General features: G+C 60.0%; 19 protein-coding genes and 1 pseudogene. 12 read left to right on the top strand and 8 right to left on the bottom strand.

Annotated elements, in window-relative coordinates:
• Positions 1-112 precede the first annotated feature (112 nt).
• Positions 113-1,063 carry a DUF1853 family protein gene (locus tag ACM6IV_RS06830; RefSeq protein ID WP_414869273.1) on the top strand — a complete coding sequence of 317 codons (951 nt, stop codon included), beginning with the start codon at positions 113-115 and terminating at the stop codon, positions 1,061-1,063.
• Between the two features lie 105 nt (positions 1,064-1,168).
• Here ACM6IV_RS06830 and ACM6IV_RS06825 read toward each other — a convergent pair whose 3' ends face one another.
• On the bottom strand, positions 1,169-2,452 hold the full coding sequence (locus tag ACM6IV_RS06825; protein WP_414869272.1) for an arsenic transporter: 1,284 nt from the start codon (positions 2,450-2,452) through the stop codon (positions 1,169-1,171).
• A gap of 146 nt (positions 2,453-2,598) precedes the next feature.
• Complete coding sequence (locus tag ACM6IV_RS06820) at positions 2,599-3,156, bottom strand: NADPH-dependent FMN reductase (RefSeq protein WP_414869271.1); 558 nt, start codon at positions 3,154-3,156, stop codon at positions 2,599-2,601.
• Positions 3,157-3,339: 183 nt separating this feature from the next.
• On the opposite strand from ACM6IV_RS06820, the gene ACM6IV_RS06815 reads away from it, so the two are divergent.
• Positions 3,340-3,570 (top strand): hypothetical protein, encoded by a 231-nt coding sequence (locus ACM6IV_RS06815; RefSeq protein WP_414869270.1) that lies wholly within the window; start codon positions 3,340-3,342, stop codon positions 3,568-3,570.
• 85 nt (positions 3,571-3,655) lie between these two features.
• The gene (locus ACM6IV_RS06810) at positions 3,656-4,549 is read left to right on the top strand and encodes a LysR family transcriptional regulator (RefSeq protein WP_414869269.1); all 894 of its coding nucleotides are present in this window, start codon (positions 3,656-3,658) and stop codon (positions 4,547-4,549) included.
• Here the strand turns inward: ACM6IV_RS06810 and ACM6IV_RS06805 are convergent.
• The 5 genes and pseudogenes from ACM6IV_RS06805 to ACM6IV_RS06785 all read right to left on the bottom strand — a co-directional run bounded on the left by ACM6IV_RS06805 (position 4,515) and on the right by ACM6IV_RS06785 (position 7,932).
• On the bottom strand, positions 4,515-5,129 hold the full coding sequence (locus ACM6IV_RS06805; protein ID WP_414869268.1) for a GNAT family N-acetyltransferase: 615 nt from the start codon (positions 5,127-5,129) through the stop codon (positions 4,515-4,517). The two genes, ACM6IV_RS06810 and ACM6IV_RS06805, sit on opposite strands and share 35 nt — an antisense overlap.
• 14 nt (positions 5,130-5,143) lie before the next feature.
• Positions 5,144-5,488, bottom strand: a pseudogene (locus ACM6IV_RS06800) (lysine decarboxylase); the annotation flags it as partial.
• Positions 5,489-5,659: 171 nt separating this feature from the next.
• Entirely contained in the window at positions 5,660-6,418 is a 759-nt protein-coding gene (gene dnaQ, locus ACM6IV_RS06795; RefSeq protein ID WP_414869267.1) for a DNA polymerase III subunit epsilon, read from the bottom strand.
• A gap of 193 nt (positions 6,419-6,611) precedes the next feature.
• On the bottom strand, positions 6,612-7,082 hold the full coding sequence (rnhA, locus tag ACM6IV_RS06790; RefSeq protein ID WP_064390484.1) for a ribonuclease HI: 471 nt from the start codon (positions 7,080-7,082) through the stop codon (positions 6,612-6,614).
• Between the two features lie 91 nt (positions 7,083-7,173).
• The gene (locus tag ACM6IV_RS06785; protein ID WP_414869266.1) at positions 7,174-7,932 is read right to left on the bottom strand and encodes a class I SAM-dependent methyltransferase; all 759 of its coding nucleotides are present in this window, start codon (positions 7,930-7,932) and stop codon (positions 7,174-7,176) included.
• A 66-nt stretch (positions 7,933-7,998) separates the two neighbouring features.
• On the opposite strand from ACM6IV_RS06785, the gene gloB reads away from it, so the two are divergent.
• The 9 genes from gloB (at position 7,999) to ACM6IV_RS06740 (ending at position 22,524) form a co-directional block, all read left to right on the top strand.
• Positions 7,999-8,766 carry a hydroxyacylglutathione hydrolase gene (gloB, locus tag ACM6IV_RS06780; RefSeq protein WP_414869265.1) on the top strand — a complete coding sequence of 256 codons (768 nt, stop codon included), beginning with the start codon at positions 7,999-8,001 and terminating at the stop codon, positions 8,764-8,766.
• A gap of 99 nt (positions 8,767-8,865) precedes the next feature.
• A complete protein-coding gene (locus ACM6IV_RS06775; protein ID WP_414869264.1) occupies positions 8,866-10,329 on the top strand; it encodes a transglycosylase SLT domain-containing protein in 1,464 nt (487 codons plus the stop codon).
• A 441-nt stretch (positions 10,330-10,770) separates the two neighbouring features.
• A complete protein-coding gene (locus ACM6IV_RS06770; protein ID WP_414869263.1) occupies positions 10,771-12,603 on the top strand; it encodes an extracellular solute-binding protein in 1,833 nt (610 codons plus the stop codon).
• Positions 12,600-14,441 carry an extracellular solute-binding protein gene (locus ACM6IV_RS06765; protein ID WP_414869262.1) on the top strand — a complete coding sequence of 614 codons (1,842 nt, stop codon included), beginning with the start codon at positions 12,600-12,602 and terminating at the stop codon, positions 14,439-14,441. The genes ACM6IV_RS06770 and ACM6IV_RS06765 overlap by 4 nt, the downstream gene beginning before the upstream one ends.
• A gap of 4 nt (positions 14,442-14,445) precedes the next feature.
• Complete coding sequence (locus tag ACM6IV_RS06760; RefSeq protein WP_007910584.1) at positions 14,446-15,519, top strand: microcin C ABC transporter permease YejB; 1,074 nt, start codon at positions 14,446-14,448, stop codon at positions 15,517-15,519.
• A gap of 1 nt (position 15,520) precedes the next feature.
• On the top strand, positions 15,521-16,540 hold the full coding sequence (locus tag ACM6IV_RS06755) for an ABC transporter permease (protein ID WP_007965317.1): 1,020 nt from the start codon (positions 15,521-15,523) through the stop codon (positions 16,538-16,540).
• 1 nt (position 16,541) lies between these two features.
• Entirely contained in the window at positions 16,542-18,152 is a 1,611-nt protein-coding gene (locus tag ACM6IV_RS06750; protein ID WP_414869261.1) for an ABC transporter ATP-binding protein, read from the top strand.
• A gap of 19 nt (positions 18,153-18,171) precedes the next feature.
• A complete protein-coding gene (gene fabI / locus ACM6IV_RS06745) occupies positions 18,172-18,966 on the top strand; it encodes an enoyl-ACP reductase FabI (RefSeq protein WP_007906751.1) in 795 nt (264 codons plus the stop codon).
• A gap of 144 nt (positions 18,967-19,110) precedes the next feature.
• A complete protein-coding gene (locus tag ACM6IV_RS06740) occupies positions 19,111-22,524 on the top strand; it encodes a hypothetical protein (protein ID WP_414869260.1) in 3,414 nt (1,137 codons plus the stop codon).
• Between the two features lie 126 nt (positions 22,525-22,650).
• Here the strand turns inward: ACM6IV_RS06740 and ACM6IV_RS06735 are convergent, their stop codons facing one another.
• Positions 22,651-23,886 carry a hypothetical protein gene (locus tag ACM6IV_RS06735; RefSeq protein WP_414869259.1) on the bottom strand — a complete coding sequence of 412 codons (1,236 nt, stop codon included), beginning with the start codon at positions 23,884-23,886 and terminating at the stop codon, positions 22,651-22,653.
• Between the last annotated feature and the right edge of the window lie 71 nt (positions 23,887-23,957).

Here is a 23,957-nt window from a genome sequence, read left to right as displayed (position 1 = left end):
ACCTCTGCGGACAATCGGAAACGCGAAAACCACGATTATGGGCGAAAGCGCCGGTTAGACAAAATCCTTTCAGCCTCAAGGGTGTGCTCGTGTTTCAGGCTATGCTCGCAAGATGATCCTGTTTCCCGACTTGCTGCAGTTGCCCCACCAATTACGCCACCCGGAAGTGCGGGATCTGGCGTGGGTGATTCTCGCCCCGCCGATGCTCGCCACCACGCCATGGCCGCAGCGTCATCCGTTGGCCGGCAGTGATTGGGTGCATGACCCGCAGCGACTGGAGCACTGGTTGCGCCAGCTCGACCGCGACAGTTATGGCCTGCTGCATTGGCTGTCGCAGGCGCGAACACGGCGTCTGGGCCTGTATTACGAACGGCTGTGGCAGTTTGCCGTGGAGCATGCGCCGGGCATTGAGCTGATCGCCGCCAACCTGCCGATCCGCCGTGAGGGGCATACGCTCGGCGAACTGGACATGCTGCTGCGCGACCGCGACGGCGTGCATCACCTGGAACTGGCGATCAAGCTTTACCTCGGCCCGCAAAATGGCGACGGCCGTGATCCGGCGCAGTGGCTGGGGCCGGGTTGTCATGATCGCCTGGATCGCAAACTGGCACATCTGGCCGAGCATCAATTGCCGATCTCGGCGCGCCCGGAGAGTCGCGAAGTGCTGGCGGCACTGGATATCGAGGTATTCAGCGCGCAGCTGTGGCTCGGTGGCTATTTGCTGTACCCGTGGCCCGGGCCGGCTGAAGCACCGAGCGGCGCGCATCCGCAGCATTTGCGTGGTAGCTGGTTGCATCAGAAGGATTGGCCGGCGTTTTTCGCGCAACGCCCGCCTGGACGCTGGCAACCCCTGCCCCGCCATGCCTGGCTGGCGCCGGCGCATTATCCGGCGGATCAGACGTGGAGCCTTGAACATCTGCAGACATGGCTGGACGATCTGGAACCCCTGGCTCCGGCACAGTTAATGGTGCGCCTGCTCGAGAATTCACAAGGGGAATGGGAAGAGGCAGAACGGTTGTTCCTGGTGTCGGATCTTTGGCCGAATGTGCCGGGCCAGGCCTGAGATTTTCGTGGCGTTTGTACCGCCCCCATCGCGAGCAGGCTCACTCCTGCATTGGAATGCGTTCCCCTGTAGGAGTGAGCCTGCTCGCGATAGGGTCACCTCGGTCTAGAGGGAAAGCCGCACCGCCAAAGCCGCCAACGTCACCAACAACACCGGCACCGTCAACACGATCCCGACCCGGAAGTAATAGCCCCAGCCAATGTGGATCCCCTTGCGCTCCAGCACATGCAGCCATAACAAAGTCGCCAGGCTGCCAATCGGCGTGATTTTCGGCCCCAGGTCACTGCCAATCACGTTGGCATAAATCATCGCCTCCTTGACCACGCCGCTGGCCTGACTGGCATCAATCGACAGCAAGCCAATCAACACCGTCGGCAAGTTGTTCATGATCGATGACAGCAACGCAGTCAGCACACCGGTGCCCATGGCCGCGCCCCAAACGCCATGACCGGCAAAGACATCCAGCCAACCGGCCAGATACCCGGTGAGTCCGGCATTGCGCAGGCCATACACCACCAGATACATGCCCAACGAGAAAATCACGATCTGCCACGGCGCTTCTTTCATCACTTTGCGCGTGGAAATCTTGTGGCCCCGGGCGGCGATGCCCAGCAATAGCGCGGCGCACACGGCGGAAATCGCACTGATCGGAATGCCCAGCGGCTCCAGCGCAAAACAGCCGATCAGCAGAATCACCAGCACTGCCCAACCGGCGTAGAACGTGGCCTTATCGTGAATCGCGGTTTCCGGGTGCGCCAGTTGTTCAGGGTCGTACGCCGCCGGAATGTCCCGGCGAAAGAACCACAGCAACATGCCCAGGGTCGCCGCCACGCTGACGAAGTTGACCGGCACCATCACCGCTGCGTAGCGGTTGAAGCCAATGTGAAAGAAGTCCGCCGAGACGATGTTGACCAGGTTCGACACCACCAGCGGCAGGCTCGCCGTGTCCGCAATAAAACCCGCGCCCATGACGAACGCCAGGGTCGCCGCCGGAGAAAAGCGCAGTGCCAGCAACATCGAAATCACGATCGGGGTGAGGATCAGCGCCGCGCCGTCATTGGCAAACAACGCGGACACCAGCGCACCGAGCAGCACCATGAAGGCAAACAGTTTGCGCCCATTGCCCCGCCCCCAACGCGCCACGTGCAGCGCGGCCCAGTTGAAGAACCCGGCTTCGTCGAGCAACAGGCTGATGATGATCAGGGCGACAAAGGTGCCGGTGGCGTTCCAGATGATCTGCCAGACCAGCGGGATGTCGCTGAGGTGCACAACACCGAAGATCAGCGCGAGCACGGCGCCAAGTGTCGCACTCCAGCCGACGCCGAGGCCTTTGGGTTGCCAGATGACAAGGGTAATGGTCAGCAGAAAAATCAGTGACGCAGCGAGCATCCGCAACAGCCTTAAATGAAATGAGTGAAGATCCAAAAATGTGGGAGCGGGCTTGCTCGCGAAAGCGGTGTGTCAGTTGACAAGTCAGTACCTGACACACCGCTTTCGCGAGCAAGCCCGCTCCCACATTTGTTTTTTGGGTGAAGTTACTTCTTGTGTTGTTCTACGAATTGCCCGTAAGCATCGATGAATTTTTGCAGAAACGGTTTCACCGATTCGCTCAATTTACCGGCCTCATCGAACGCCGAACCCGCGCCGCCCAGATACGCTTCCGGCTGCTGCATGCACGGCACATCGAGAAACACGAACGACTGGCGCAGATGCTGATTGGCGCCAAAACCACCGATGGCACCCGGCGATACGCTGATCACGGCCCCCGGTTTGCCGCTCCAGACAGCCTTGCCATAAGGCCGCGACCCCACGTCGATGGCATTCTTCAGTGGCGCCGGCACCGAGCGGTTGTACTCGGGCGTGACAAACAGCACCGCGTCGGAAGAACCCACTTTTTGCCGGAAAGTGCTGTAGGCTGCTGGCGGGGAATCACCGTCGATGTCTTCGTTATACAGTGGCAGATCGCCAATTTCGACAATCTCCAGCTTGAGATTCGCCGGGGCCAGCTCTGCCAGTGCCAGGGCGACTTTGCGATTGATCGATGCTTTGCGCAGGCTACCGACCACTACAGCGACGTTGTAGACATTACTCATGGAAGACTCTCGATGATCCGTGGGAGGAGCCAGTAGTTATAAATGATCCGGTGACGATTCCACCAGCACGCGATGGAAAATCCTGCGCGCTGATTATTTTTTTCCTGTAGGAAAACTTACAGGCCTTGATGGCGGTCTACCAAGCCGCAAATCAAGCGTTTTATCTCCAGAGGTTCTAAGCAGATGGCAGCAGTACTCGTCGGTCAGTTCCATGCAAGAGATGCGGAAGGCCGCGTTTATTCCGTGCATGAGTTCCAGGAATCCAACCCGTCGGCAGACGGTTCCACTGGCTCGGAGCCGATTTACAGACTGGCCATTGGCGATCGCGTCAACAAGGTCAGTGAGAGCGAGTTTCTTCTGGTTCAGTCAGGCATCACCCTGATCCGCGAGCCTGAGCCAACCGTCGCTTCATAACCGGCCGTTATGAGCAGAAGTCATATGCGCAGACTTGGGGTAGGATTCAGCCACTGACCCCACCTGCTGAACATGGACTTCACGCATGCGTTTACGTCATATCGAAGTGATTCAGGCGCTCTTGCAGACCGGTCACCTGGGCACTGCCGCCGAATGGCTGCAGTTGCCGGTGACCGAGGTCGAAGAGCGTTTGCGCGAAGCCGAGAGTCAGTTGGGGTTCATGCTGTTCGCCAGCGTGCGTGGGCGTCTGCAATCGACGCCCGAAGCGCGGGCGTTGCAGGTCGAAATCGCGCATGTCTATGAAGCGCTGGAGCCGGTGCAGCGCCTGGCCAGCAGTCTCAAGCAATACCTCGCCCCACCTTTGCGCATCATCGGCACCCCGCCGCTGGCGCAGCAATTACTGCCACAAAGCCTAGCCGCCCTGCGCCGACGCCTGCCCGATGCGCCGTGCAGTCTGCTCAGCGCGCCGACCCGCGACATCGTCCGCAGCCTGTTGTTGCGCGAAAGCGATCTCGGCTTGAGCCTGCACGACCCCGAACACCCCGACATCGAGTGCCGGCCACTGGCCCAGGGCAAGCTGCAACTGCTCGCGCCCCATGGCTGGCTGCAACCGAAACAGAAATACATTTCCCTGCAGGATCTGGCCGGTCAGGCCATGCTCGGTCTCGAGGGCCAGGACCCGCTGAGCCCGGCACTGGAAAACAAACTCCAGGCCTTGCGCCCGGCGCCGAGCATCCAGACCCGCGTGCAAACCCATCAGATGATGCGCAGCATGGTCGAGGCCGGTGAAGGCCTGGCCATCGTCGACCCGTTCACGGCGCTGGGCGCGCGTGCCGCCGGACTGGATGTCTGCCCGTTGTCGCCAGCCGTGCCGATCAGCCTTTACGCCCTGACATTCAAGCACGCCGCACCCTCATCGGCAGTGCAGACGCTATTGACGATCATCACGGAACAAGCCGGGGCGATGCTGGCGAACTGAAGGGATTTTCCAGTGGATTATCGAACAATCGATACCAGAACAGCGCCACTTCGGCCGTGTTCGGATCAATGCCGCGATAGCGCAACTGGTCGATACCGCCAATGACATAGCCGCAACGCTCATACAGCCGACAGGCGCCGAGGTTGTTGTTCTGGGTTTCGAGCATGATCCCCGGCAGCTTTTTCTTGCGGCTCCAGAACTGCGCAACATCGAGCAACGCCTTGGCCACGCCATGGCGCCGGGCCGGCGCATGCACCGCCAGCTCATCAATATGGGCGAAGCCGTTCCAGTTGGTGCTGATCACCAGATGCCCGACCGGCTCGTCATCCAGGTAGGCCATGAAAATCGCGCTGTCCGGTGCGTTGTGAAAAGCGCTGAACTCCTCCGGGTCGATGCCATAGCACTTGCGGTACGGCACGATCGGTGTCACCCGCCATCGCTCGACAGGCTGGCCGATCACGGCGGCGCCATAGGCAGCGACTTCGAAACTGAAGTCGCTGCCCCAGATATACGGCGCAAAGCCTTCATCGGCGACACGCACCGACAGCCCTGGGTATTTCGGATTCATGACCGGTTGCATACTGGGAAAAGTCCTCATTCCTTGACGCAATCGACGGTGCATTGCCGCCCATTGCCTTCATCTTCGTGCTGCAATCCATGCACATCCGCAACAAAACCGGGGAAGCTGCTATCGAACGTGCGAGCAAATTTCAGGTAATCAATGATCGAGCGCGTCGATTCGGTAAAGCGCTCGCCGGGCATGAACAGCGGTATCCCCGGCGGATACGGCACCAGCCTCAACGCGGCGACGCGTCTTTCCAGTTCATCGATAGGCACCGCCTCGACGTCGCCGCGCGCCGCAACCGTGTCGGCCTTGATGTCGCGATGGACGATCAACACCGGGAACTTCAAATCTTTGTACATGAGGCTCAGTGTCCTGAGGCGGCAGGTTTGAATCTGCCAATGCACTCAGGGTAGAGGGTTGCAACGAAAGTGGCGAGGGTGGCCAGTTGGCTTCATGCCGCCAGAAGCAGAAGATCGCAGCGTGCGGCAGCTGCATTGGAATGCGATCCCTGCAGGAGTTGCCGAAGGCTGCGATCTTTTGATCTTTCAGGCTTGAGCGTCAGCCTCGGCAATCTGCGTCCACAACGCCGGGCCACCGGCAGACTTGGCAATGATTTCCAGCCGCGCCAGGTGCGCCGCCAGTTCTTCTTCCGTCGCACGAATGATCCGCGCCGGCTGACGTTCCGCCGGCAACCGGCGAATCTCGGTCGCCGAGTTGTCCGCGCCCTCGCCCGTGCCATTACCGTCAGACGCATTGCCGGCCAGCGACAGGCTTGTCTGGCCGCCAGTCATGGTCAGGTAAACGTCGGCAAGAATCTCCGAGTCGAGCAAGGCGCCGTGCAGTTCACGGCCGGAGTTGTCGACGCCATAACGCTTGCACAACGCATCGAGGCTGTTGCGCTGCCCGGGGTGACGTTCCCGGGCCATCATCAGGGTGTCGAGGATGCTGCAGTGTTGCGTGATGTCAGCGCGATCGTGCTGACCCATCAGGGCGAATTCGTTGTTGATGAAGCCAACGTCGAACGCCGCGTTGTGGATGATCAGCTGCGCGCCTTTGATGAACTCGAAGAACTCATCGGCGACTTCGGCAAAGCGCGGCTTGCCGACGAGGAATTCGTTGGTGATGCCGTGAACGCCGATGGCGCCTTCATCACTCTCGCGATCCGGTTGCAGGTAAACGTGAAAGTGCCGGCCCGTCAGGCGTCGGCCGATCAGTTCGACGCAACCGATTTCAATGATCCGGTGACCATCGGTCACCGGCATGCCGGTGGTTTCGGTATCGAGTACAACGGATCTGGTGGCCATCAGTGTTCAGCTCTCAGCGGGTCGATCTTGCAAAAAACGCGGATGTTAACACGCTCGTCGGGGGTGTTTCAGGTGGACCGTGGCGTCCCATTCGCGAGCAAGCTCGCTCCCACAGTGGATTTGTGTTGTGAACACGATCCAGTGTGGGAGCGAGCTTGCTCGCGAATGGCCGCACCACGGTTGAGAAGCGAAATCAGGTCTGCTTGTAACCGCGTACTTCGTCCACCCCACGGTTAGCCAACTGGTCCGCTCGCTCGTTACCGTGATGGCCGATATGCCCACGCACCCATTTCCAGGTGACCTTGTGGCGGTTGACTTGTTCGTCCAGCTCTTTCCATAGATCAGCGTTCTTCACCGGCTCTTTCGCGGCGGTTTTCCAGCCGCGCTTCTTCCAGTTGGCCATCCACTCATTGATGCCCTTCATCACGTATTGCGAGTCGGTCACCAGTAGCACTTCACACGGGCGCTTCAAGGCTTCGAGGCCGCGAATGGCGCCCAGCAGTTCCATACGGTTGTTGGTGGTATTGGCTTCGCCGCCCCACAGTTCCTTTTCGACGCCCTTGCACACCAGCAAGGCGCCCCAACCGCCGGGGCCGGGGTTGCCCTTGCAGGCACCGTCGGTGAACAGCTCTACGGTGTCGACGCTTTCAACGCTTTCGCTCATGCCACTCTATCCAGAAAAATGCCTGTCTTGCCGATCACGGATCGACAATGACCGAGGCCGGGGAAAACCCGGCCACGAATAAAAAGAAGGTTTACGGTTCGATGCGGCGGCGGTTGACCTTGGCCATCGGCAGCGGAATCAGCTTGCCCATCGGCTCGCGACGCTCCTGACGCAGCGGCCGCAACCCGACCACGATCTTGCGCGCGACCAATAAATAGAAGCCGCCACCCGCCAGTTGCCAATCACCGGCCTTGCGTTCCCAGCCGGCCAGACGGGCCTGCCACTTGGGTGACGCGAGCGGCGGACGATAGCACCCGAAGCGGCGTTTCTCCAGCGCAAAGCCCAGCAGATTGAGCCAGTCAGCGACCCGCGATGGCGAGATGCAGCGCGCCTGGCGCAAGGCGTCGTGGGCGAACACATGGCGCAGGCCCCAGGTACTCCAGGGGTTGATACCAATGATCAGCAAATGTCCGCCGGGGCGCACGCTGCTCGCCGCTTCACGCAGCAAACCGTGGGGCGACAGGCAGAAATCCAGACCGTGCTGCATCACCACCACGTCAGCGGCATGCTCGCTCAGCGGCCACGCCTGTTCTTCGCAGACAATCTCGACGCCGGGCAACGGTGCCCCCAGACGCACGTTGCGCTGCACCTGCGGCGCCGCCGGCGGGGTTTCGGCCGAAGGCCCGTAATGCACCAGATAACCGCCAAAGAAACGGCCCAACTCGTCTTCGAGCATGCGCCGCTCTTCATCGAGCAGAAATTGCCCGAGCGGGCCGGACAACCATTCACGAGCTGCACCGATCAGGGCCAGCCAGTCAGGATCAGCCTGTGCGAACGCTTTATCACTCATCGCATTCTCCAAAGCGCCAGGAACTACTAAGATGCGCCAATGTTTTCCGCTTGGCGAATTCCGACGATGATACAGATCAGTGCCCTGCCCGCGTTCACCGACAACTACATCTGGTTGTTACAGGATCACCGCACCCAGCGCTGCGCGGTGGTCGACCCTGGCGATGCCGCGCCAGTGCAGGCATGGCTCGCCGCCCATCCAGGCTGGGTGCTGAGCGATATCCTGATCACCCACCATCACCATGATCACGTCGGCGGCGTCGAACGCCTGAAAGCGGCGACCGGTGCCAGGGTTTACGGTCCGGCCAGCGAAAGCATCCCGGCGCGCGATGTGGCGCTCAAGGACAACGACTCGGTCAGCGTGCTCGGCTGGGATTTCGACGTCTATGCGGTGCCCGGTCACACCTTGGGCCACATTGCCTATTACCACCATGGCCTGCTGTTCTGCGGCGACACCCTGTTCGCTGCCGGTTGCGGTCGTTTGTTCGAAGGCACGCCGGAGCAAATGCACCACTCGCTCAGCCGCCTCGCCGCGTTGCCTGAAGATACGCTGGTGTACTGCACCCATGAATACACCCTGAGCAACCTCAAGTTTGCCGCCGCCGTCGAGCCGGGCAACCCCGACATTGCCGCCCGTCTGGAAAAAGTTACTCAACAACGGCAAAACGGTGTGATGACCCTGCCCTCGACCTTGGCCCTGGAAAAGCTCACCAATCCCTTTTTACGCACCACTGAAACATTAGTTACACAAAAAGTGGACGAACGGGCAGGCGCTCAAAACCGGGCGCCGAGTGAGGTATTTGCGGCGCTGCGGGCGTGGAAAGATAAGTTCTAAGCCCCCCGCCATCGGGTACAAAAATTCTGAATGGTTGACCGCAGGGGGTGCGCTTTCTAGAATCGCCCGACATTTTTGCCCGGAACTTACTTCCAGCCAATGTCGTCATCCATACGTAAGTCCGTCAATTCAGACGCATTGACCCGCCTGGCGCAAGCCATCGCGGTGGCTGTGTCCGCCACGCTGGCGGGCTGTTCCAGCCATGCTCCGCAGACTGAAGCGACCCATACGCCGAACATTGCTGCGCGAGCCAAGCAGAAGCCGATCTGGCTGACCGAAAAGCCCAGCCCACAGGTTCCCCAGGACATCTGGGAACGCATGCGCCAGGGCTTTCAGCTGCAGGAAGGCCTCGGCGTCAACCCGCGCATCGAGCAACAGCGCCTGTGGTTCGCCAGCAATCCCTCTTTCCTCGAGAACGCCGGCGAACGCGGCAGTCTCTATATTCACTACATCGTCGAACGCCTCGAAGAACGCAACATGCCGCTGGAACTGGCCTTGCTGCCAGTGATTGAAAGCGCCTACAACCCGATGGCCTATTCCCGGGCCGATGCGGTGGGGCTGTGGCAATTCATCCCGTCCACCGGGCGTTACTTCAATCTGCGCCAGACGCGCTTCTATGATGGCCGTCGCGATATCACCGCCTCGACCACGGCAGCGATGGACTACCTGACCCGCCTGCACGACATGTTCAACGGTGACTGGCTGCTGGCCCTCGCGGCCTACAATGCTGGCGAAGGCACCGTAAGCCGCGCCATCGAGCGTAACGAAAAGCTCGGTCTGCCAACCGACTACTGGAACCTGCCGCTGCCAGCGGAAACCCAGGCCTACGTGCCGAAGCTGCTGGCGTTGTCGCAAGTGGTGCTGGCGCCGGAAGCCTACGGCGTGAACCTCAATCCGATCGCCAACGAACCGTACTTCCAGGTCGTCGAAATCAACCAGCGCATGGATCTGTCCAAGGTCGCAGCGGTTGCCAACATCGATGAAGACGAACTGTTCCAGCTCAACCCGGCCTTCAAGCAACGCACCACCATCGACGGCCCTCAGCATCTGCTGGTGCCAACCTCGAAGGCGCAGTTGCTGACCGCCAGCCTGCAGACCATGCGGCCTGACGAACTGATCAGCCCGCGCTCGTTGAAACCGGTGTTTGAAGGCGCCGATCCCTCGGAAGTGGCGCAGCTCAAGCGCGCCTATCGCGTGAAGCGTGGCGACAACCTCGGTTCCATCGCCAAGGCCAACAAGGTCGAAGTGAAAGATCTGCAGCGCTGGAACAAGCTGACCGGCAAAAACCTCAAGGTCGGCCAGACTCTGGTGATGCAGGACAACACCAAGCGTGCGCCGGCTCGCAAGTCCGGGCGCGTCAACACAGTGGTTGCGGCCAACAGCAAGAGCAAAGGCAAGGACGACAGCCAGCAGCAGACCCAGTACAAGGTCAAGCGCGGCGACACGTTGTACGTGGTGGCCAAGCGTTTCAACGTTGAGATGCAGCACCTCAAGCGCTGGAATCCGGGTGCGGGCAAGGCGTTGAAACCGGGGCAGATGCTCACGGTTTATCAGCCGCATTGATTGAAAGAGCCTCTGAAATTTCAGGGGCTTTTTTCTGGATCAGGTTTTTGGGGTGTGCTTTAGATCCATCCCCCCTCACCCCAGCCCTCTCCCCACAAGGGGGCGAGGGGGAAAGGGAGCCGACCGGGGGCTTTTCAAAACGTGAGTCCGGCTCGGTATTTCAGGTCGGCGTATCTCCCCCAATCACCACAGTCAGTCCCCTCTCCCTCCGGGAGAGGGTTAGGGTGAGGGGCTTTTCAAAACGTGAGTTCGACTCGACAGTTCAGGTCGGCGTAGCTCGAAGAAACAACTCGGTCAGTCCCCTCTCCCCTTGGGAGAGGGTTAGGGTGAGGGGCTCTTCGCGCAAACGATTAACCGCGCATTAACCCGCATCTTTTTCCTGTCCAGACAAGCTGTTACTGTACGGCCCACAAAGCCCAAGCCGCCTGGATCGAATCTGAGTTGAAGCGTGCCCTCCTCCTGCTCCTGATCAGCCTGGCCTTGAGCTCAACCGCAAGCGCGACGATTACCGAAAGTCACGGTTATGCGCAATTCGGCACGCTCAAGTACCCGGCCAGATTTACCCACTTCGATTGGGTCAACCCGCAAGCGCCCAAGGGCGGTACGTTGCGGGTGATGGCGTTCGGCACCTTCGATACGGTCAACCCGTACACGTTCAAGGGCACCAGCCCGGTCACCACAGCGAATTTCCTCCAGTACGGCATCAATGAGCTGAACGAGCCGTTGATGGTCGGTACCGGCCAGTACTCGCCGTCCGGCGACGAGCCCGCGTCCAGCTACGGCTTGATCGCGCAATCGGTGGAGTACAGCGAAGATCGCAGCTGGGTTGTCTTCAATCTGCGTCCCGAAGCGCGCTTCCACGATGGCACACCGATCACCGCTTATGACGTGGCGTTCTCCTATCGAACACTGCTCAAGGACGGTCATCCGCTGTACCGCACCGCATTGCAGGAAGTGCTGCGGGTCGACATTCTCAACAAACAGCGCATTCGCTTCGTGCTCAAGCGCTCCGGCAATCCGCTGTTGATCCTGCGCCTCGGCGAATTGCCGGTGCTGCCGCAGCATTACTGGAAAGACCGCGACTTCAAGGCCACCACCTTCGAACCGCCGCTGGGCAGCGGGCCGTATCGCATCACCTCGGTGACGCCGGGCCGGCAGTTGATCTTCGAACGGGTCAAGGATTACTGGGGCAAGGACTTGCCGGTCAATCGCGGCAAGTACAACTTCGATCGCATGGAAGTCGAGTTCTACCGCGACAGCGACGTGGCCTTTGAAGCGTTCAAGGCTGGCGAGTTCGACATCTACATCGAGCATCAAGCGAAGAATTGGGCCAACGGCTACAACTTCCCCGCCGTGCGCCGTGGCGAGGTGATCAAGGCACAGATCCCGCATCAGATCCCGACCCAGACTCAGGGCCTGTTCATGAACACCCGCCGCGCGACGTTCGCGGATGTGAAAACCCGCGAAGCGCTGGGCCTGATGTTCGACTTCGAGTGGACCAACCGCGCGCTGTTCAGCGATGCCTACAAACGCACAACCAGTTACTACCCCAACAGTGAATTCACTACCTCCGGCCTGCCGGTCGGGCGTGAATGGCTGATGCTCAAGCCGTACAAGGATCAATTGCCGGCCAAACTGTTCACCGAGCCGTTCACCCTGCCAAAAACCGACGGTCGCGGCATTCCCCGGGAAACCATGCGCAAGGCATTGACATTGCTCGCCGAAGCCGGCTGGAAGCTCAACGGTCAGCGTCTGCAAAACGCCGACGGCCAACCGCTGCGGTTCGAACTGCTGCTGGTCAATCCGAACCTCGAGCGCCTCTACCAGCCCTACATCGAGAACCTCCAAAGCATTGGCATCGACGCGCGCCTGCGCACCGTGGATCGGGCGCAGTACAAACAGCGTCTCGATCAATTTGATTTCGACATGATCTCGATGACGCTCGGTCAGACCCTCAGCCCGGGTCTGGAACAGTGGCAGTACTTCCACTCCAGTCAGGTGAACGTCAAGGGCAGCAAGAATTACGCAGGCATCGCCAACCCGGTGGTCGATCACCTGCTCGAACAATTGCTCGCCGCGCGCACCCGCGACGAGCAGGTCGCCGCCGGCAAGGCGCTCGACCGCGTGCTGCTCTGGCAGCACTACAGCATTCCCAACTGGTACCTCAATTATCACCGTCTGGCCTACCGCAACCGGTTGGCCTTCGTCACCACGCCGCCCTACACCCTGGGTCTGAGCGCGTGGTGGCTGAAGTCTTCGGAGAAAGATCAATGAAACCGATCCGCGCCCTGCTCGTCCAGGCCAGCGGTTTGCTGTTCGCCGGGCTGGCCTTCGCCGCTCCGCAACACGCCGTGACGCTGTACAACGAGCCGCCAAAATACCCGGCCGATTTCAAGCATTTCGACTACGTGAACCCCGATGCGCCCAAGGGTGGCATCTTCCGTCAGGCCGGTTTCGGCGGCTTCGACAGCCTCAATCCGTTTATCAGCAAAGGCGTGCCGGCCGATGACGTCGGGCAGATCTACGACACCCTGACCAAGCACAGTCTCGACGAACCCTTCACCGAATATGGCCTGATCGCCCGGCAGATCGAAAGAGCCCCGGACAACAGCTGGGTGCGGTTCTACCTGCGCCCCGAAGCGCGCTTTCACGACGGTCACCCGGTACGCGCCGACGATGTGGTGTTCAGCTTCAACACGCTGACAAAGGAAGGCTCGCCGATGTTTCGCGGCTACTACAGCGACGTTTCCGAAGTCATCGCCGAAGATCCGCTGAAAGTGCTGTTCAAGTTCAAGCACAGCAACAACCGCGAACTGCCGCTGATCCTCGGCCAGCTGCCGGTGCTGCCAAAACACTGGTGGGCCGATCGCGATTTCAACAAGGGCAACCTGGAAATTCCGCTGGGCAGCGGCCCGTACAAGGTCGCCGAAGTGAAGGCCGGGCGCTCGGTGCGTTACGAACGGGTCAAGGATTACTGGGGCAAGGACCTGCCGGTCAACCGTGGTTTCTATAACTTCGACACGATGACCACCGATTACTACCGCGACAACACCGTGGCCCTTGAAGCGCTGAAAGCCGGGCAGTTCGATTACTGGCTGGAGATGACCGCAAAGAACTGGGCCAATGCTTACAACATCCCGGCGGTCACCGAAGGCCGCTTGATCAAGGAACAGATCGCCAACAGCAACCCGACCGGCATGCAGGGCTTCGTCTTCAATCTGCGCCGTCCGGTGTTTCAGGATGTGCGGGTGCGTCAGGCGCTGGGTCTGCTGTTCGACTTCGAGTGGACCAACAAACAGCTGTTCAACAGTGCCTATTTCCGCACCCGCAGCTATTTCGAGAACTCGGAAATGGCCGCCACCGGCCTGCCTGATGCCGATCAAGTGGCGATCCTCGAGCCGTTCCGCAGCAAACTGCCGGCGCAGGTGTTCAGCGAAGCCTTCGAAAATCCGAAGACCGACGCCAGCGGCATGATCCGTACCCAGCAGCGCGAGGCTTATCAATTGCTGCAAGAGGCTGGCTGGAAGATCGTCGACGACAAAATGGTCGACGCCACCGGCAAACCGGTGGTGATCGAGTTCCTGCTGGCGCAGACCGAGTTCGAACGCGTGCTGCTGCCGTTCAAGCGCAACCTCAGCGACCTCGGCATCGATCTGGTTATCCGCCGTGTCGACGTCTCGCAGTACATCAACCGCGTGCGTTCGCGGGACTTCGACATGATGGTTGGCAGCTTCCCGCAGTCGAACTCGCCGGGTAACGAACAGCGCGAATTCTGGATGAGCGCCGCTGCCGACAAACCGAGCAGCCGCAACACCATCGGCCTGAAGGATCCGATTGTCGATCAACTGGTCGAGAACCTGATCAACGCCGACTCACGCAAAAGCCTGGTGGCCCACGCCCGCGCGCTGGATCGCGTGCTGCAATGGGGGTTCTACGTGGTGCCCAACTGGCACATCAAGACCTGGCGCGTGGCCTACTGGAACCACATCGGTCACCCGAAAGTCTCGCCCAAGTACGACATCGGGATTAACACCTGGTGGGTCAAGCCCGACGCAAAACCGGCGATAGAAGTCGAAACCAAACTGCAAGCCGACCCTGTGGGCACGGAGTAATCAGATGCTGGCGTATATTTTTCGGCGACTGCTGCTGATCATCCCGACCTTGTTCGGCATCCTGCTGATCAACTTCGTGATCATCCAGGCCGCGCCCGGTGGCCCGGTGGAACAGATGATCGCCAAGCTCGAAGGCTTCGAAGGCGCCACCAGCCGGATTGCCGGCGGCGGCGCCGAGGTGTCGGTGGCCGGCTCGTCCTATCGCGGCGCGCAGGGCCTGGACCCGGCGCTGATCAAGGAAATCGAGCACATGTACGGGTTCGACAAGTCGGCCCCGGAACGTCTGTGGATCATGGTCAAGAACTACGCGCAGCTGGATTTCGGCGACAGTTTCTTCCGCGACGCCAAGGTCATCGACCTGATCAAGGAAAAGATGCCGGTGTCGATCTCGCTGGGGCTGTGGAGCACGCTGATCATGTACCTGGTGTCGATCCCGCTGGGGATCGCCAAGGCCACACGGCACGGCAGCCACTTCGACGTCTGGACCAGTTCGGCGATCATCGTCGGCTACGCAATCCCGGCATTCCTGTTTGCGATCCTGCTGATCGTGGTGTTCGCCGGCGGCAGTTATCTCGACTGGTTCCCGTTACGCGGACTGACCTCGAACAACTTCGATGAACTGAGTTTCGGCGGCAAGATCCTCGATTACTTCTGGCACCTGGCGCTGCCCGTGACGGCGCTGGTGATCGGCAACTTCGCGACCATGACCCTGCTGACCAAAAACAGCTTCCTCGACGAGATCAACAAACAGTACGTGGTCACCGCCAAGGCCAAAGGCCTGACCCGCCACCGCGTGCTCTACGGCCACGTGTTCCGCAACGCCATGCTGCTGGTGATTGCCGGGTTTCCGTCGGCGTTCATCGGCATTTTCTTCACCGGTTCGCTGCTGGTGGAAGTGATCTTCTCCCTCGACGGTCTCGGCCTGATGAGTTTCGAGGCGGCGATCAACCGCGATTACCCGGTGGTGTTCGGCACCCTGTTCATCTTCACCCTGCTGGGGCTGGTGGTGAAACTGATCGGCGACCTCACTTACACCCTGGTCGATCCGCGTATCGACTTCGAAAGCCGGGAGCATTGAGATGAACCTGTCCCCTCTCAACCGCCGCCGCTTCGAACTGTTCAAGGCCAACAAGCGTGGCTGGTGGTCGCTGTGGCTGTTTTTGATTCTGTTTGGCCTGAGCCTCGGCGCCGAGCTGATCGCCAACGACAAGCCGTTGGTGGTGCATTACGACAACCACTGGTACTTCCCGGCGATCAAGCGTTACCCGGAAACCACCTTCGGCGGTGAATTCCCGCTGGAAGCCAACTACAAGAGCCCGTACATCCGCGAACTGCTCAAAGCCAAGGACGCATGGGTGCTGTGGGCGCCGATCCCCTACAGCTACCAGAGCATCAACTACGACCTGAAAGTCCCGGCCCCGGCGCCACCGTCGGCGGACAATCTGCTCGGCACCGACGATCAGGGTCGCGATGTGCTGGCGCGGGTGATTTACGGCTTCCGGATTTCGGTGCTGTTCGCGCTGACGCTGACCGTGTTGAGTTCGATCATCGGCGTGATTGCCGGTGCTTTGCAGGGCTTTTATGGCGGCTGGGTCGATCTGGCCGGGCAGCGCTTTCTCGAGATCTGGTCAGGGCTGCCGGTGCTGTACCTGTTGATCATCCTCGCCAGTTTCGTCCAGCCGAACTTTTGGTGGCTGCTGGGCATCATGCTGCTGTTCTCGTGGATGAGCCTGGTCGATGTGGTGCGCGCCGAATTCCTCCGTGGGCGCAACCTCGAATACGTGCGTGCGGCACGGGCGCTGGGCATGCAGAACGGCGCGATCATGTTTCGCCACATCCTGCCCAACGCGATGGTCTCGACCATGACCTTCATGCCGTTCATCCTCACTGGCGCCATCGGCACCCTCACCGCACTGGACTTCCTTGGTTTCGGCCTGCCGGCCGGCAGTCCGTCGCTGGGTGAACTGGTCGCCCAGGGTAAATCCAACCTGCAAGCGCCGTGGCTGGGCATGAGTGCCTTTGCCGTGCTGGCGTTGATGTTGAGTTTGCTGGTGTTTATCGGCGAGTCCGCTCGCGATGCCTTCGACCCGAGGAAGTGAAATGAATCAGGACAATCTGATCGAAGTGCGCGACCTCGCCGTCGAATTCGGTTTCGGCGAGCGCGTGCACCGGGTCGTCGAAGGTGTGAGTTTCGACATCAAGCGTGGCGAAACCCTGGCGCTGGTCGGCGAATCCGGCTCGGGCAAATCGGTGACCGCGCACTCGATCCTGCGCCTGCTGCCCTACCCGATGGCGCGCCATCCGGCCGGCAGCATCAACTATGCCGGGCAAAACCTGCTGGGCCTCAGCGAAAAAACCATCCGCCACATTCGCGGTAACCGCATCGCGATGATCTTCCAGGAGCCGATGACTTCGCTGAATCCGCTGCATTCCATCGAGAAGCAGATCAACGAAGTGCTCGGCATTCACAAGGGCCTGACCGGCAAAGTCGCGACCCAACGCACGCTGGAGCTGCTGGAGATGGTCGGCATCCCCGAGCCGCACAAGCGCCTCAAGGCCCTGCCCCACGAACTGTCCGGCGGCCAGCGCCAGCGCGTGATGATCGCCATGGCCCTGGCCAACGAACCGGAACTGCTGATTGCCGACGAGCCGACCACCGCTCTGGACGTGACCGTTCAGCTGAAAATCCTCGATTTGCTCAAGGAACTTCAGGCCAGATTGGGCATGTCGCTGTTACTGATCAGTCACGATTTGAACCTGGTGCGAAGAATTGCGCATCGCGTATGTGTCATGCAGCGCGGTTGCATCGTCGAACAGGCATCGTGCGCAGAGCTGTTCCGTTCGCCGCAGCATCCGTACACTCGGGAATTGCTCGGCGCGGAGCCCAGCGGCGGCCCGGCGAGCAATAAAATCGGCGCGCCGCTGCTGGAAGTCGAGGACCTGAAAGTCTGGTTCCCGATCAAGAAAGGTCTGCTCAAACGCACGGTGGATCACGTCAGGGCAGTGGACGGCATCAATTTCAGCCTGCCGCAGGGTCAGACCCTGGGGATTGTAGGCGAAAGCGGTTCCGGCAAGTCCACGCTGGGTCTGGCGATTTTGCGGCTGATTGGCAGCAAAGGCGCGATCCGCTTTGAGGGCAAGCAGCTAGACTGCCTGACGCAGAACGAGGTTCGCCCGTTGCGTCGGGAAATGCAGGTGGTGTTTCAGGACCCGTTTGGCAGCCTGAGCCCACGCATGTGTGTCAGTGACATCGTTGGCGAAGGCTTGCGGATTCACAAGATGGGCACCGCCGAGGAGCAAGAGGCGGCGATTATTGCGGCATTGAAGGAGGTAGGTCTGGATCCGGAAACCCGGCACCGCTACCCCCACGAATTTTCCGGTGGGCAACGGCAACGAATCGCCATTGCCCGGGCTTTGGTGCTGAAACCGGCGCTGATCCTGCTGGACGAGCCGACGTCGGCGCTCGACCGGACGGTGCAGCGGCAAGTGGTGGAGCTGTTGCGTTCACTGCAAGCCAAGTACAACCTGACGTATTTGTTCATCAGCCATGACCTGGCTGTCGTCAAAGCGCTGAGCCACCAGTTGATGGTGGTCAAGCATGGCCAAGTGGTCGAACAGGGAGATGCGCAAGAAATTTTTGCCGCCCCCCAACATCCGTATACACAGCAGTTGCTGGAAGCCGCTTTTTTGGCACCAGCCACTGCGCAATAACCTGAAAGAGGAGCAACACATGGGTTTTCTCGCCGGTAAGCGCGTACTGATCGTCGGTGTCGCCAGCAAGCTGTCCATCGCATCCGGCATCGCTGCCGCCATGCATCGCGAGGGCGCTGAGCTTGCCTTCACTTATCAGAACGACAAACTGAAAGGTCGTGTTGAAGAATTCGCCCAAGGCTGGGGTTCGAGCCCTGAGCTGTGCTTCCCGTGCGACGTGGCCAGCGATGAAGAAATCGCCAAGGTCTTCGAAGCACTGAGCAAGAAGTGGGACGGCCTGGACTGCATCGTGCACTCCGTCGGCTTCGCACCGGGCGACCAACTGGACGGCGACTTCACCGAAGCCACCACCCGTGAAGGTTTCCGCATCGCGCACGACATCAGCGCTTACAGCTTCGTGGCCCTGGCCAAGGCTGGTCGCGAAATGATGAAGGGCCGCAATGGCAGCCTGCTGACCCTGTCGTACCTGGGCGCCGAGCGCACCATGCCGAACTACAACGTGATGGGCATGGCCAAGGCTTCGCTGGAAGCTGGTGTGCGTTACCTGGCCGGCTCGCTGGGTCCGGACGGCACCCGCGTCAACTGCGTATCGGCTGGTCCGATCCGTACCCTGGCCGCCTCGGGCATCAAGAACTTCCGCAAGATGCTGGCCGCCAACGAAGCGCAAACCCCGCTGCGTCGCAACGTCACCATCGACGAAGTCGGCAACGCCGGCGCCTTCCTGTGCTCCGACCTGGCGTCGGGCATCAGCGGTGAAATCATGTACGTCGACGGTGGTTTCAACACCACCGCCATGGGCAACATCGAAGAGTGATCTTCGCCTAGCCGATAAAAAGACCCGCCAATACGGCGGGTTTTTTTATGGGCGCCAAAGCACTAACTATGTACCGCACGCGCCCGCCCCACCCATTCGACAATCGACCCCGGCAAATCCTTTGCCGCCCTTTGGAGAATGCCTATGAACCCTGTAGCACCGCCCCACGATGCCGCGAGGCAAAACGCCAGAATCGTCCAGACCCTCATCGAGGAACTGACAGCGTTTCCGACCGTAAATCAGGACGACGCCGCTTCGCGCTCGCTGACGATTCCCAGGCAAAGCCTGTTGCATGACTGGATCGAACTGTATTGGCAATCGTTGGAGCGTTCGGAATTTCTGGATTGGGCCAGTCGCTTTGACATTGACCTGGACACCTTCCGTCTCGAAGGCGACACGCTGCATGCCTCCGTCACGCACGACGGGGTCACTTCTGCCCGAGTGTTCATGCTCGAGGACGAATCCGGCTGGTGGCAGGTGGCCCCGCCGATCCTCGCCGTGGCGCGTAAAATCGACCCGCACGGCCGAGGCCTGCCTTACATCGGTGGTAAATCCGCCAACCCGCTCCATCAGTTCCCCCGCCATCTGGTGCTGGAGTTTCACGGCTATCCCGAGCCGGAAAATCGCCAACAGGCGTACGTCATCATCAATGAATTGAAAACGCGTGGATTGGCCAGCATCGGCAGTGATGCCCATACCACGTCGGCCGTGGTCGGCGAACGTGCCGCGCAGTTGCAAGATCTTGCCGCCAGCGCCAATGCGCTGGAGCAAACGCTGGCCATTCACGCGCAACAGAAACAGCCCTACGACGCGGTTTTACTGGGTAATACGCAGGTGCGACTGCGTGACGGCTCCTTCCTGGCCGCAGCCATGCAAAAGGCCGGGACCGCGCTCTCGACAGTCACCCGTCACGCTGCATTCATCAGCGCCGCCGGCGAGGCCGCGCCGTTTGCCAGCTGCCGCTATGCAGCGTCCACCCAAACCTTCTTCCTTGTCGGTAACGACCGCAAAGTCAGCGAGTTGCCTGAGACTTCACTGGTCGGCAAGGTGCCGGAAAAACTGCTCACTTCACTCAACCTCGCGGCGAAAGCCGTCGATGCCGACGTATCCAGCGACGGTTTTTTCAGTCTCGATCAATTGCTCAATTGCTACGACTTCTTTATCCCCGAAACGCTTGCCGAGGCCGGAGACCTGATCACGCGGCTGCGCGAAAAAACCTGGACGCGCCTGCCCTACGTCAGCGAATACCTGCAGACACGCGCGCCCATCCTGCGCCATCAACAAGCTTTCGCCGATGCCGAGGATTACCGGCATATCGCCCTGCGCCTCCAGGAACTCGGTAGCCATACGGATAACGACGTCAGTGTCGCACTGCAGGAACTCAACAGGCCGGTGCCCGGATCATCGCTGTACAAAGCCATCGAGGAAGGCTGGCGCGAATTGCGACAGTTGAGGGGCAGACCCGAACTTCAACGGCTGCTCACCCGCGAACGACTGCCCGCACACTCTCGCTTGCGGCTGACCGGCACCGGCGAGGTCAGCGTTATCAACCCGGGACACAATCCGATCGATCTGACAGCGAAAGTCGCAAGCCAGGCCGCCCTGACAGCGCGGGTCAACCGCCTCAAGGAACTCGCCGTAGAAGCTGGCGGCGCCTTGCGCAGCGACGGGCTCGCCAGCCTGGCGCAGATGCTGGAGTTTTACGCCATTCCGCGTCGTCTGACACCCGAAGAAGCGCGAATTACCGGGCTCTGGACCAAACCGGCGTACCGGCTGGCGCCTAACCTCAATAATCACTGGGCACTCTTGGGGCGCCCCGGACACGCCATCAAAGGTTTGTCCCGCAGCAAACGGCAAAAAATTCTCGACACCACCAACGCATTTCTGGAAGGCGTTACCCATCCCCTCATCGACCACCTGTGCGAAGGCATCACGGATGACCTCGAACCGGCGCTCCAGCAGGCCAGAGCCGATGCGCTGCTGGGGCTGATCCTCATCACCCCGCAGGCGCACGAGTTGGGCAATCGTTTGCTGATGGCACTGGCGCCGGCCAGTTGGGATGAAAAGGTATTGCGGGCAGTGCTGCGCGAACAATTGGTTTTGACCGCGTTGATCCTGAGCCTCGACCCGGAGGCCGGACGCCAGCCCGACAAGGTGATCGGTCAGGCGCTGGATGATCCGTTCTTCTGGGGCGAGCCAATGGCCGAAGTGCGACGTTTCATCGCCAATCAGTTCGCCTTACATCTGGTCAAGAACAAGACTCTGGCGACTCACCTGCTGCTATCGGGGCTTGCCCCGGTGTTTTTGGTGCGCGGCATCCCTGCATGGCTCGCGTACATGAGTTCCAATCAATGGGTCAAACTCACGCAGGTGGTGATGTTTATCGAACAGAGCGCGCCCGGCCTGGCCCGCCTGATGACGTTCAGCGAGCTGATGGACCTGACGATGCAACCGTCCATTGAGCAGCTGGAGGATATTCGGGCGCAACCAGCATCGACGCTGGCGCAGCTCGACTGGGCGGTGGCCAGGGGGCTGATTCATCGGGATGCGGGCGCACACTCGGTGGATACTGCAACGCGGATGAAGGCCGAAAAAGCCTTCGTCGAGCACAGTCAGCTCCTGTTCAACCATCTGGAACTGGCCTTCCGCCGCCCTTTTCCGACGCCCTACACCGTTGCGCTCGCCGATCTGCGCAAAGTGTTCCCCGACAATCTGTATCTCGAAGAAAAATGCCTGCATCGGCAGATTGCCCAGGACGCCGAAACCGAAAAACCGCCGTTGTACTCGCTGGTCGAACTGCACATCGCCCAACAATTGCAAGGCGCACTGCAAGACTGGAGCTGTACCCAGCCACTGCTGAAACTGGCCGAACTGTCGCCACAGTTCGTTCGCTTGAGCGCCGTCAGTGAGCAGTTCGCGCCGCTGCTCGAATCCAGACTACGGCGCATGGCGGCAGCTCAGGTCGCGATGATCAAGGAGCTGTTCTGCCAGTTGCCACTGCATCAGCGCCAGGATCTGGAACGCGGTGCGCTGAGGCTGTTCACGCTGCACCCGGTGCCCGCAGGCTTTGCCGAACCGCCCGCCGGCTCGCCATGGGATGTGCCCGCCGGTACATTCGGCATCATCGTTTCGTGCCAAAGCAATCCGCATCGGCTCTATGAGGTGATGGTGCGGGATACGGCGGTTGTCTTGCGCCGCGACGTCCAGAACACATTGCTGCCGAGCACATCCGATACGCTGCCGCGGCAACTGCCGTTCGACGCCCAGGCGTATCAGCAAGGTTTGCGCCCCCGCGCTCAACGCAGCTGTCGCGGGATGCTCAAGGCCTTGGCGATCGAGGGTGCGCCACTGGCTGACGCCGCTGGGCAAGTGGTCCCTGACACGTTCAACTCTGTGCGGGTCGAGGCCATTGCGCGCACGGCCGTGAAACAGCTGTCCGCTGCAGCCGAGCGCCTGGTCGCCCGTCAGATGCAAAGCCAGACAAACCTGGAAAAGGCCGCACAAAGCCATCGACAGTGGCTGGCGTTTTATCAGACGCTGACGTCCCCGGGGGTGTGACCGGGTTGCGGCAGGTTCATTTCAAAGCCCGCCTGTACCCGTAAATCGCGGCGCCTGCGTCGGCCAACAGTCGATCCACCGATTCATGATGTGTTCGATCTGGCCGACGCTAGCTCTCCCTGGCATTTAACTCAGGATTCCGAGAATTTTCGGTTTGAGTTCAGCTGAGTCCAACGCAACAAGTATCCGTTGTGCATTTCTCTGAACCAACGCACCGCCCAGTACATGGGCCGGTTCATGCACTCGAATTCCCTGCTCTCCGAAACCGGGATCCAGTACCCCACTGGGTTGTACACGTAACCAGTAAGACTGCAATGCCAGGCCAGCATAGCCAGCGGCAATTATTTTCCCGTCTGCCTGCACAGCTACAGAAGAACACGTGACGAACTCCCTGGGCATACTCACTGGTATGTCTACCAACAGACTGCTGCCGTTGTTAAACGTCTTATCAAACTCGCCATCGGCAGTCAGCCGGGAAATGCACGCATGATATTCCCCGGCTCCCGCCCCCTCAGTTCCGACAACAATGATCCTTTGCTCATCATCAAGGATAATCCGCCCCATGAATGTGGAATCTTTCGCCTGCCAATACCCCTGCCTGCCGAAGGTCTCGTCAAGAGCACCGAGGGAGGTAAAACGTGCGATCGATTGTCTGCTGCCGGAAATTTCAAGTGTCCCCGCCACCAGAATCTTCCCGTCCTGGCCGTTCTCAATACTTTTAATGGCTGTATTTTGCCCATTGAAACGCAATTCGATAAAACCCTGCCCTCCGCCAAACTCCAGATCCTGCTCGCCGTTGGTCTGAAGTCGATAGAGCCTGGCTCCTTTGTAAATAACGTTTCCTTCTTGATCCAACCGCATATAAGGCGCTGCGACGAGGATTTTCCCGTCGGGTTGCAAACATCCATACGAAGGAAGTTCGGTCAGTACATGGTCTTCTGCCGGCAACGGCAGAACCTTATTGCCGAACACCAGATCCGGCGTTCCATTGCTGTTAAAACGGGTCAGCGCAACCTGTGACTGGCGATCATCCATTACGTTGCGTAGCGACCCGATCAATACATATTTGCCATCTGCCTGGATGAGTAATTGAACCGGAACGGACACCTTTCTCGGGGCAAATCCCCATTTCGTGACACCTTCTTCTCCAAACCCGGGATCCGCACTTCCATCAGCAAAAATCCTGTACAGCCAGATTTCATCACGTACCCAGACGCCATGGACAATCGCCCCCTGTTCATCTTCAACCATGCACCTGATGGTCCCTGAACCACTGGGAATTTGTACAACGCCCTCTACGCCAAAGCTGGGATCAAGATCGCCGGGATTGTTAACAGCAGGAGAGTTAGCCGCGTTGCTCATTTTAGTTGTCCTTTTCATTGCACTGCTCGCACTTCCCTGCGCGAATGGATGATCTGGAAGTCTTGAGACAG

This window comes from Pseudomonas sp. IT-347P (assembly GCF_949768005.1).
Taxonomy (GTDB): domain Bacteria; phylum Pseudomonadota; class Gammaproteobacteria; order Pseudomonadales; family Pseudomonadaceae; genus Aquipseudomonas.
Note: the sequence above shows the minus strand (reverse complement) of the source record. Positions and strands in the feature narration are given on the sequence as shown.

What these genes read in the sequence shown, in the direction of transcription:
- gloB (WP_414869265.1), top strand. Translation starts at nt 7,999, where the DNA reads ATGATACAGATCAGTGCCCTGCCCGCGTTCACCGACAACTACATCTGG.
- ACM6IV_RS06760 (WP_007910584.1), top strand. Translation starts at nt 14,446, where the DNA reads ATGCTGGCGTATATTTTTCGGCGACTGCTGCTGATCATCCCGACCTTG.
- ACM6IV_RS06805 (WP_414869268.1), bottom strand. Translation starts at nt 5,129, where the DNA reads ATGCAACCGGTCATGAATCCGAAATACCCAGGGCTGTCGGTGCGTGTC.
- ACM6IV_RS06785 (WP_414869266.1), bottom strand. Translation starts at nt 7,932, where the DNA reads ATGAGTGATAAAGCGTTCGCACAGGCTGATCCTGACTGGCTGGCCCTG.
- ACM6IV_RS06775 (WP_414869264.1), top strand. Translation starts at nt 8,866, where the DNA reads ATGTCGTCATCCATACGTAAGTCCGTCAATTCAGACGCATTGACCCGC.
- ACM6IV_RS06765 (WP_414869262.1), top strand. Translation starts at nt 12,600, where the DNA reads ATGAAACCGATCCGCGCCCTGCTCGTCCAGGCCAGCGGTTTGCTGTTC.
- ACM6IV_RS06830 (WP_414869273.1), top strand. Translation starts at nt 113, where the DNA reads ATGATCCTGTTTCCCGACTTGCTGCAGTTGCCCCACCAATTACGCCAC.
- ACM6IV_RS06750 (WP_414869261.1), top strand. Translation starts at nt 16,542, where the DNA reads ATGAATCAGGACAATCTGATCGAAGTGCGCGACCTCGCCGTCGAATTC.
- ACM6IV_RS06740 (WP_414869260.1), top strand. Translation starts at nt 19,111, where the DNA reads ATGAACCCTGTAGCACCGCCCCACGATGCCGCGAGGCAAAACGCCAGA.
- ACM6IV_RS06825 (WP_414869272.1), bottom strand. Translation starts at nt 2,452, where the DNA reads ATGCTCGCTGCGTCACTGATTTTTCTGCTGACCATTACCCTTGTCATC.
- ACM6IV_RS06735 (WP_414869259.1), bottom strand. Translation starts at nt 23,886, where the DNA reads ATGAGCAACGCGGCTAACTCTCCTGCTGTTAACAATCCCGGCGATCTT.
- ACM6IV_RS06755 (WP_007965317.1), top strand. Translation starts at nt 15,521, where the DNA reads ATGAACCTGTCCCCTCTCAACCGCCGCCGCTTCGAACTGTTCAAGGCC.
- rnhA (WP_064390484.1), bottom strand. Translation starts at nt 7,082, where the DNA reads ATGAGCGAAAGCGTTGAAAGCGTCGACACCGTAGAGCTGTTCACCGAC.
- fabI (WP_007906751.1), top strand. Translation starts at nt 18,172, where the DNA reads ATGGGTTTTCTCGCCGGTAAGCGCGTACTGATCGTCGGTGTCGCCAGC.
- ACM6IV_RS06810 (WP_414869269.1), top strand. Translation starts at nt 3,656, where the DNA reads ATGCGTTTACGTCATATCGAAGTGATTCAGGCGCTCTTGCAGACCGGT.
- ACM6IV_RS06820 (WP_414869271.1), bottom strand. Translation starts at nt 3,156, where the DNA reads ATGAGTAATGTCTACAACGTCGCTGTAGTGGTCGGTAGCCTGCGCAAA.
- dnaQ (WP_414869267.1), bottom strand. Translation starts at nt 6,418, where the DNA reads ATGGCCACCAGATCCGTTGTACTCGATACCGAAACCACCGGCATGCCG.
- ACM6IV_RS06815 (WP_414869270.1), top strand. Translation starts at nt 3,340, where the DNA reads ATGGCAGCAGTACTCGTCGGTCAGTTCCATGCAAGAGATGCGGAAGGC.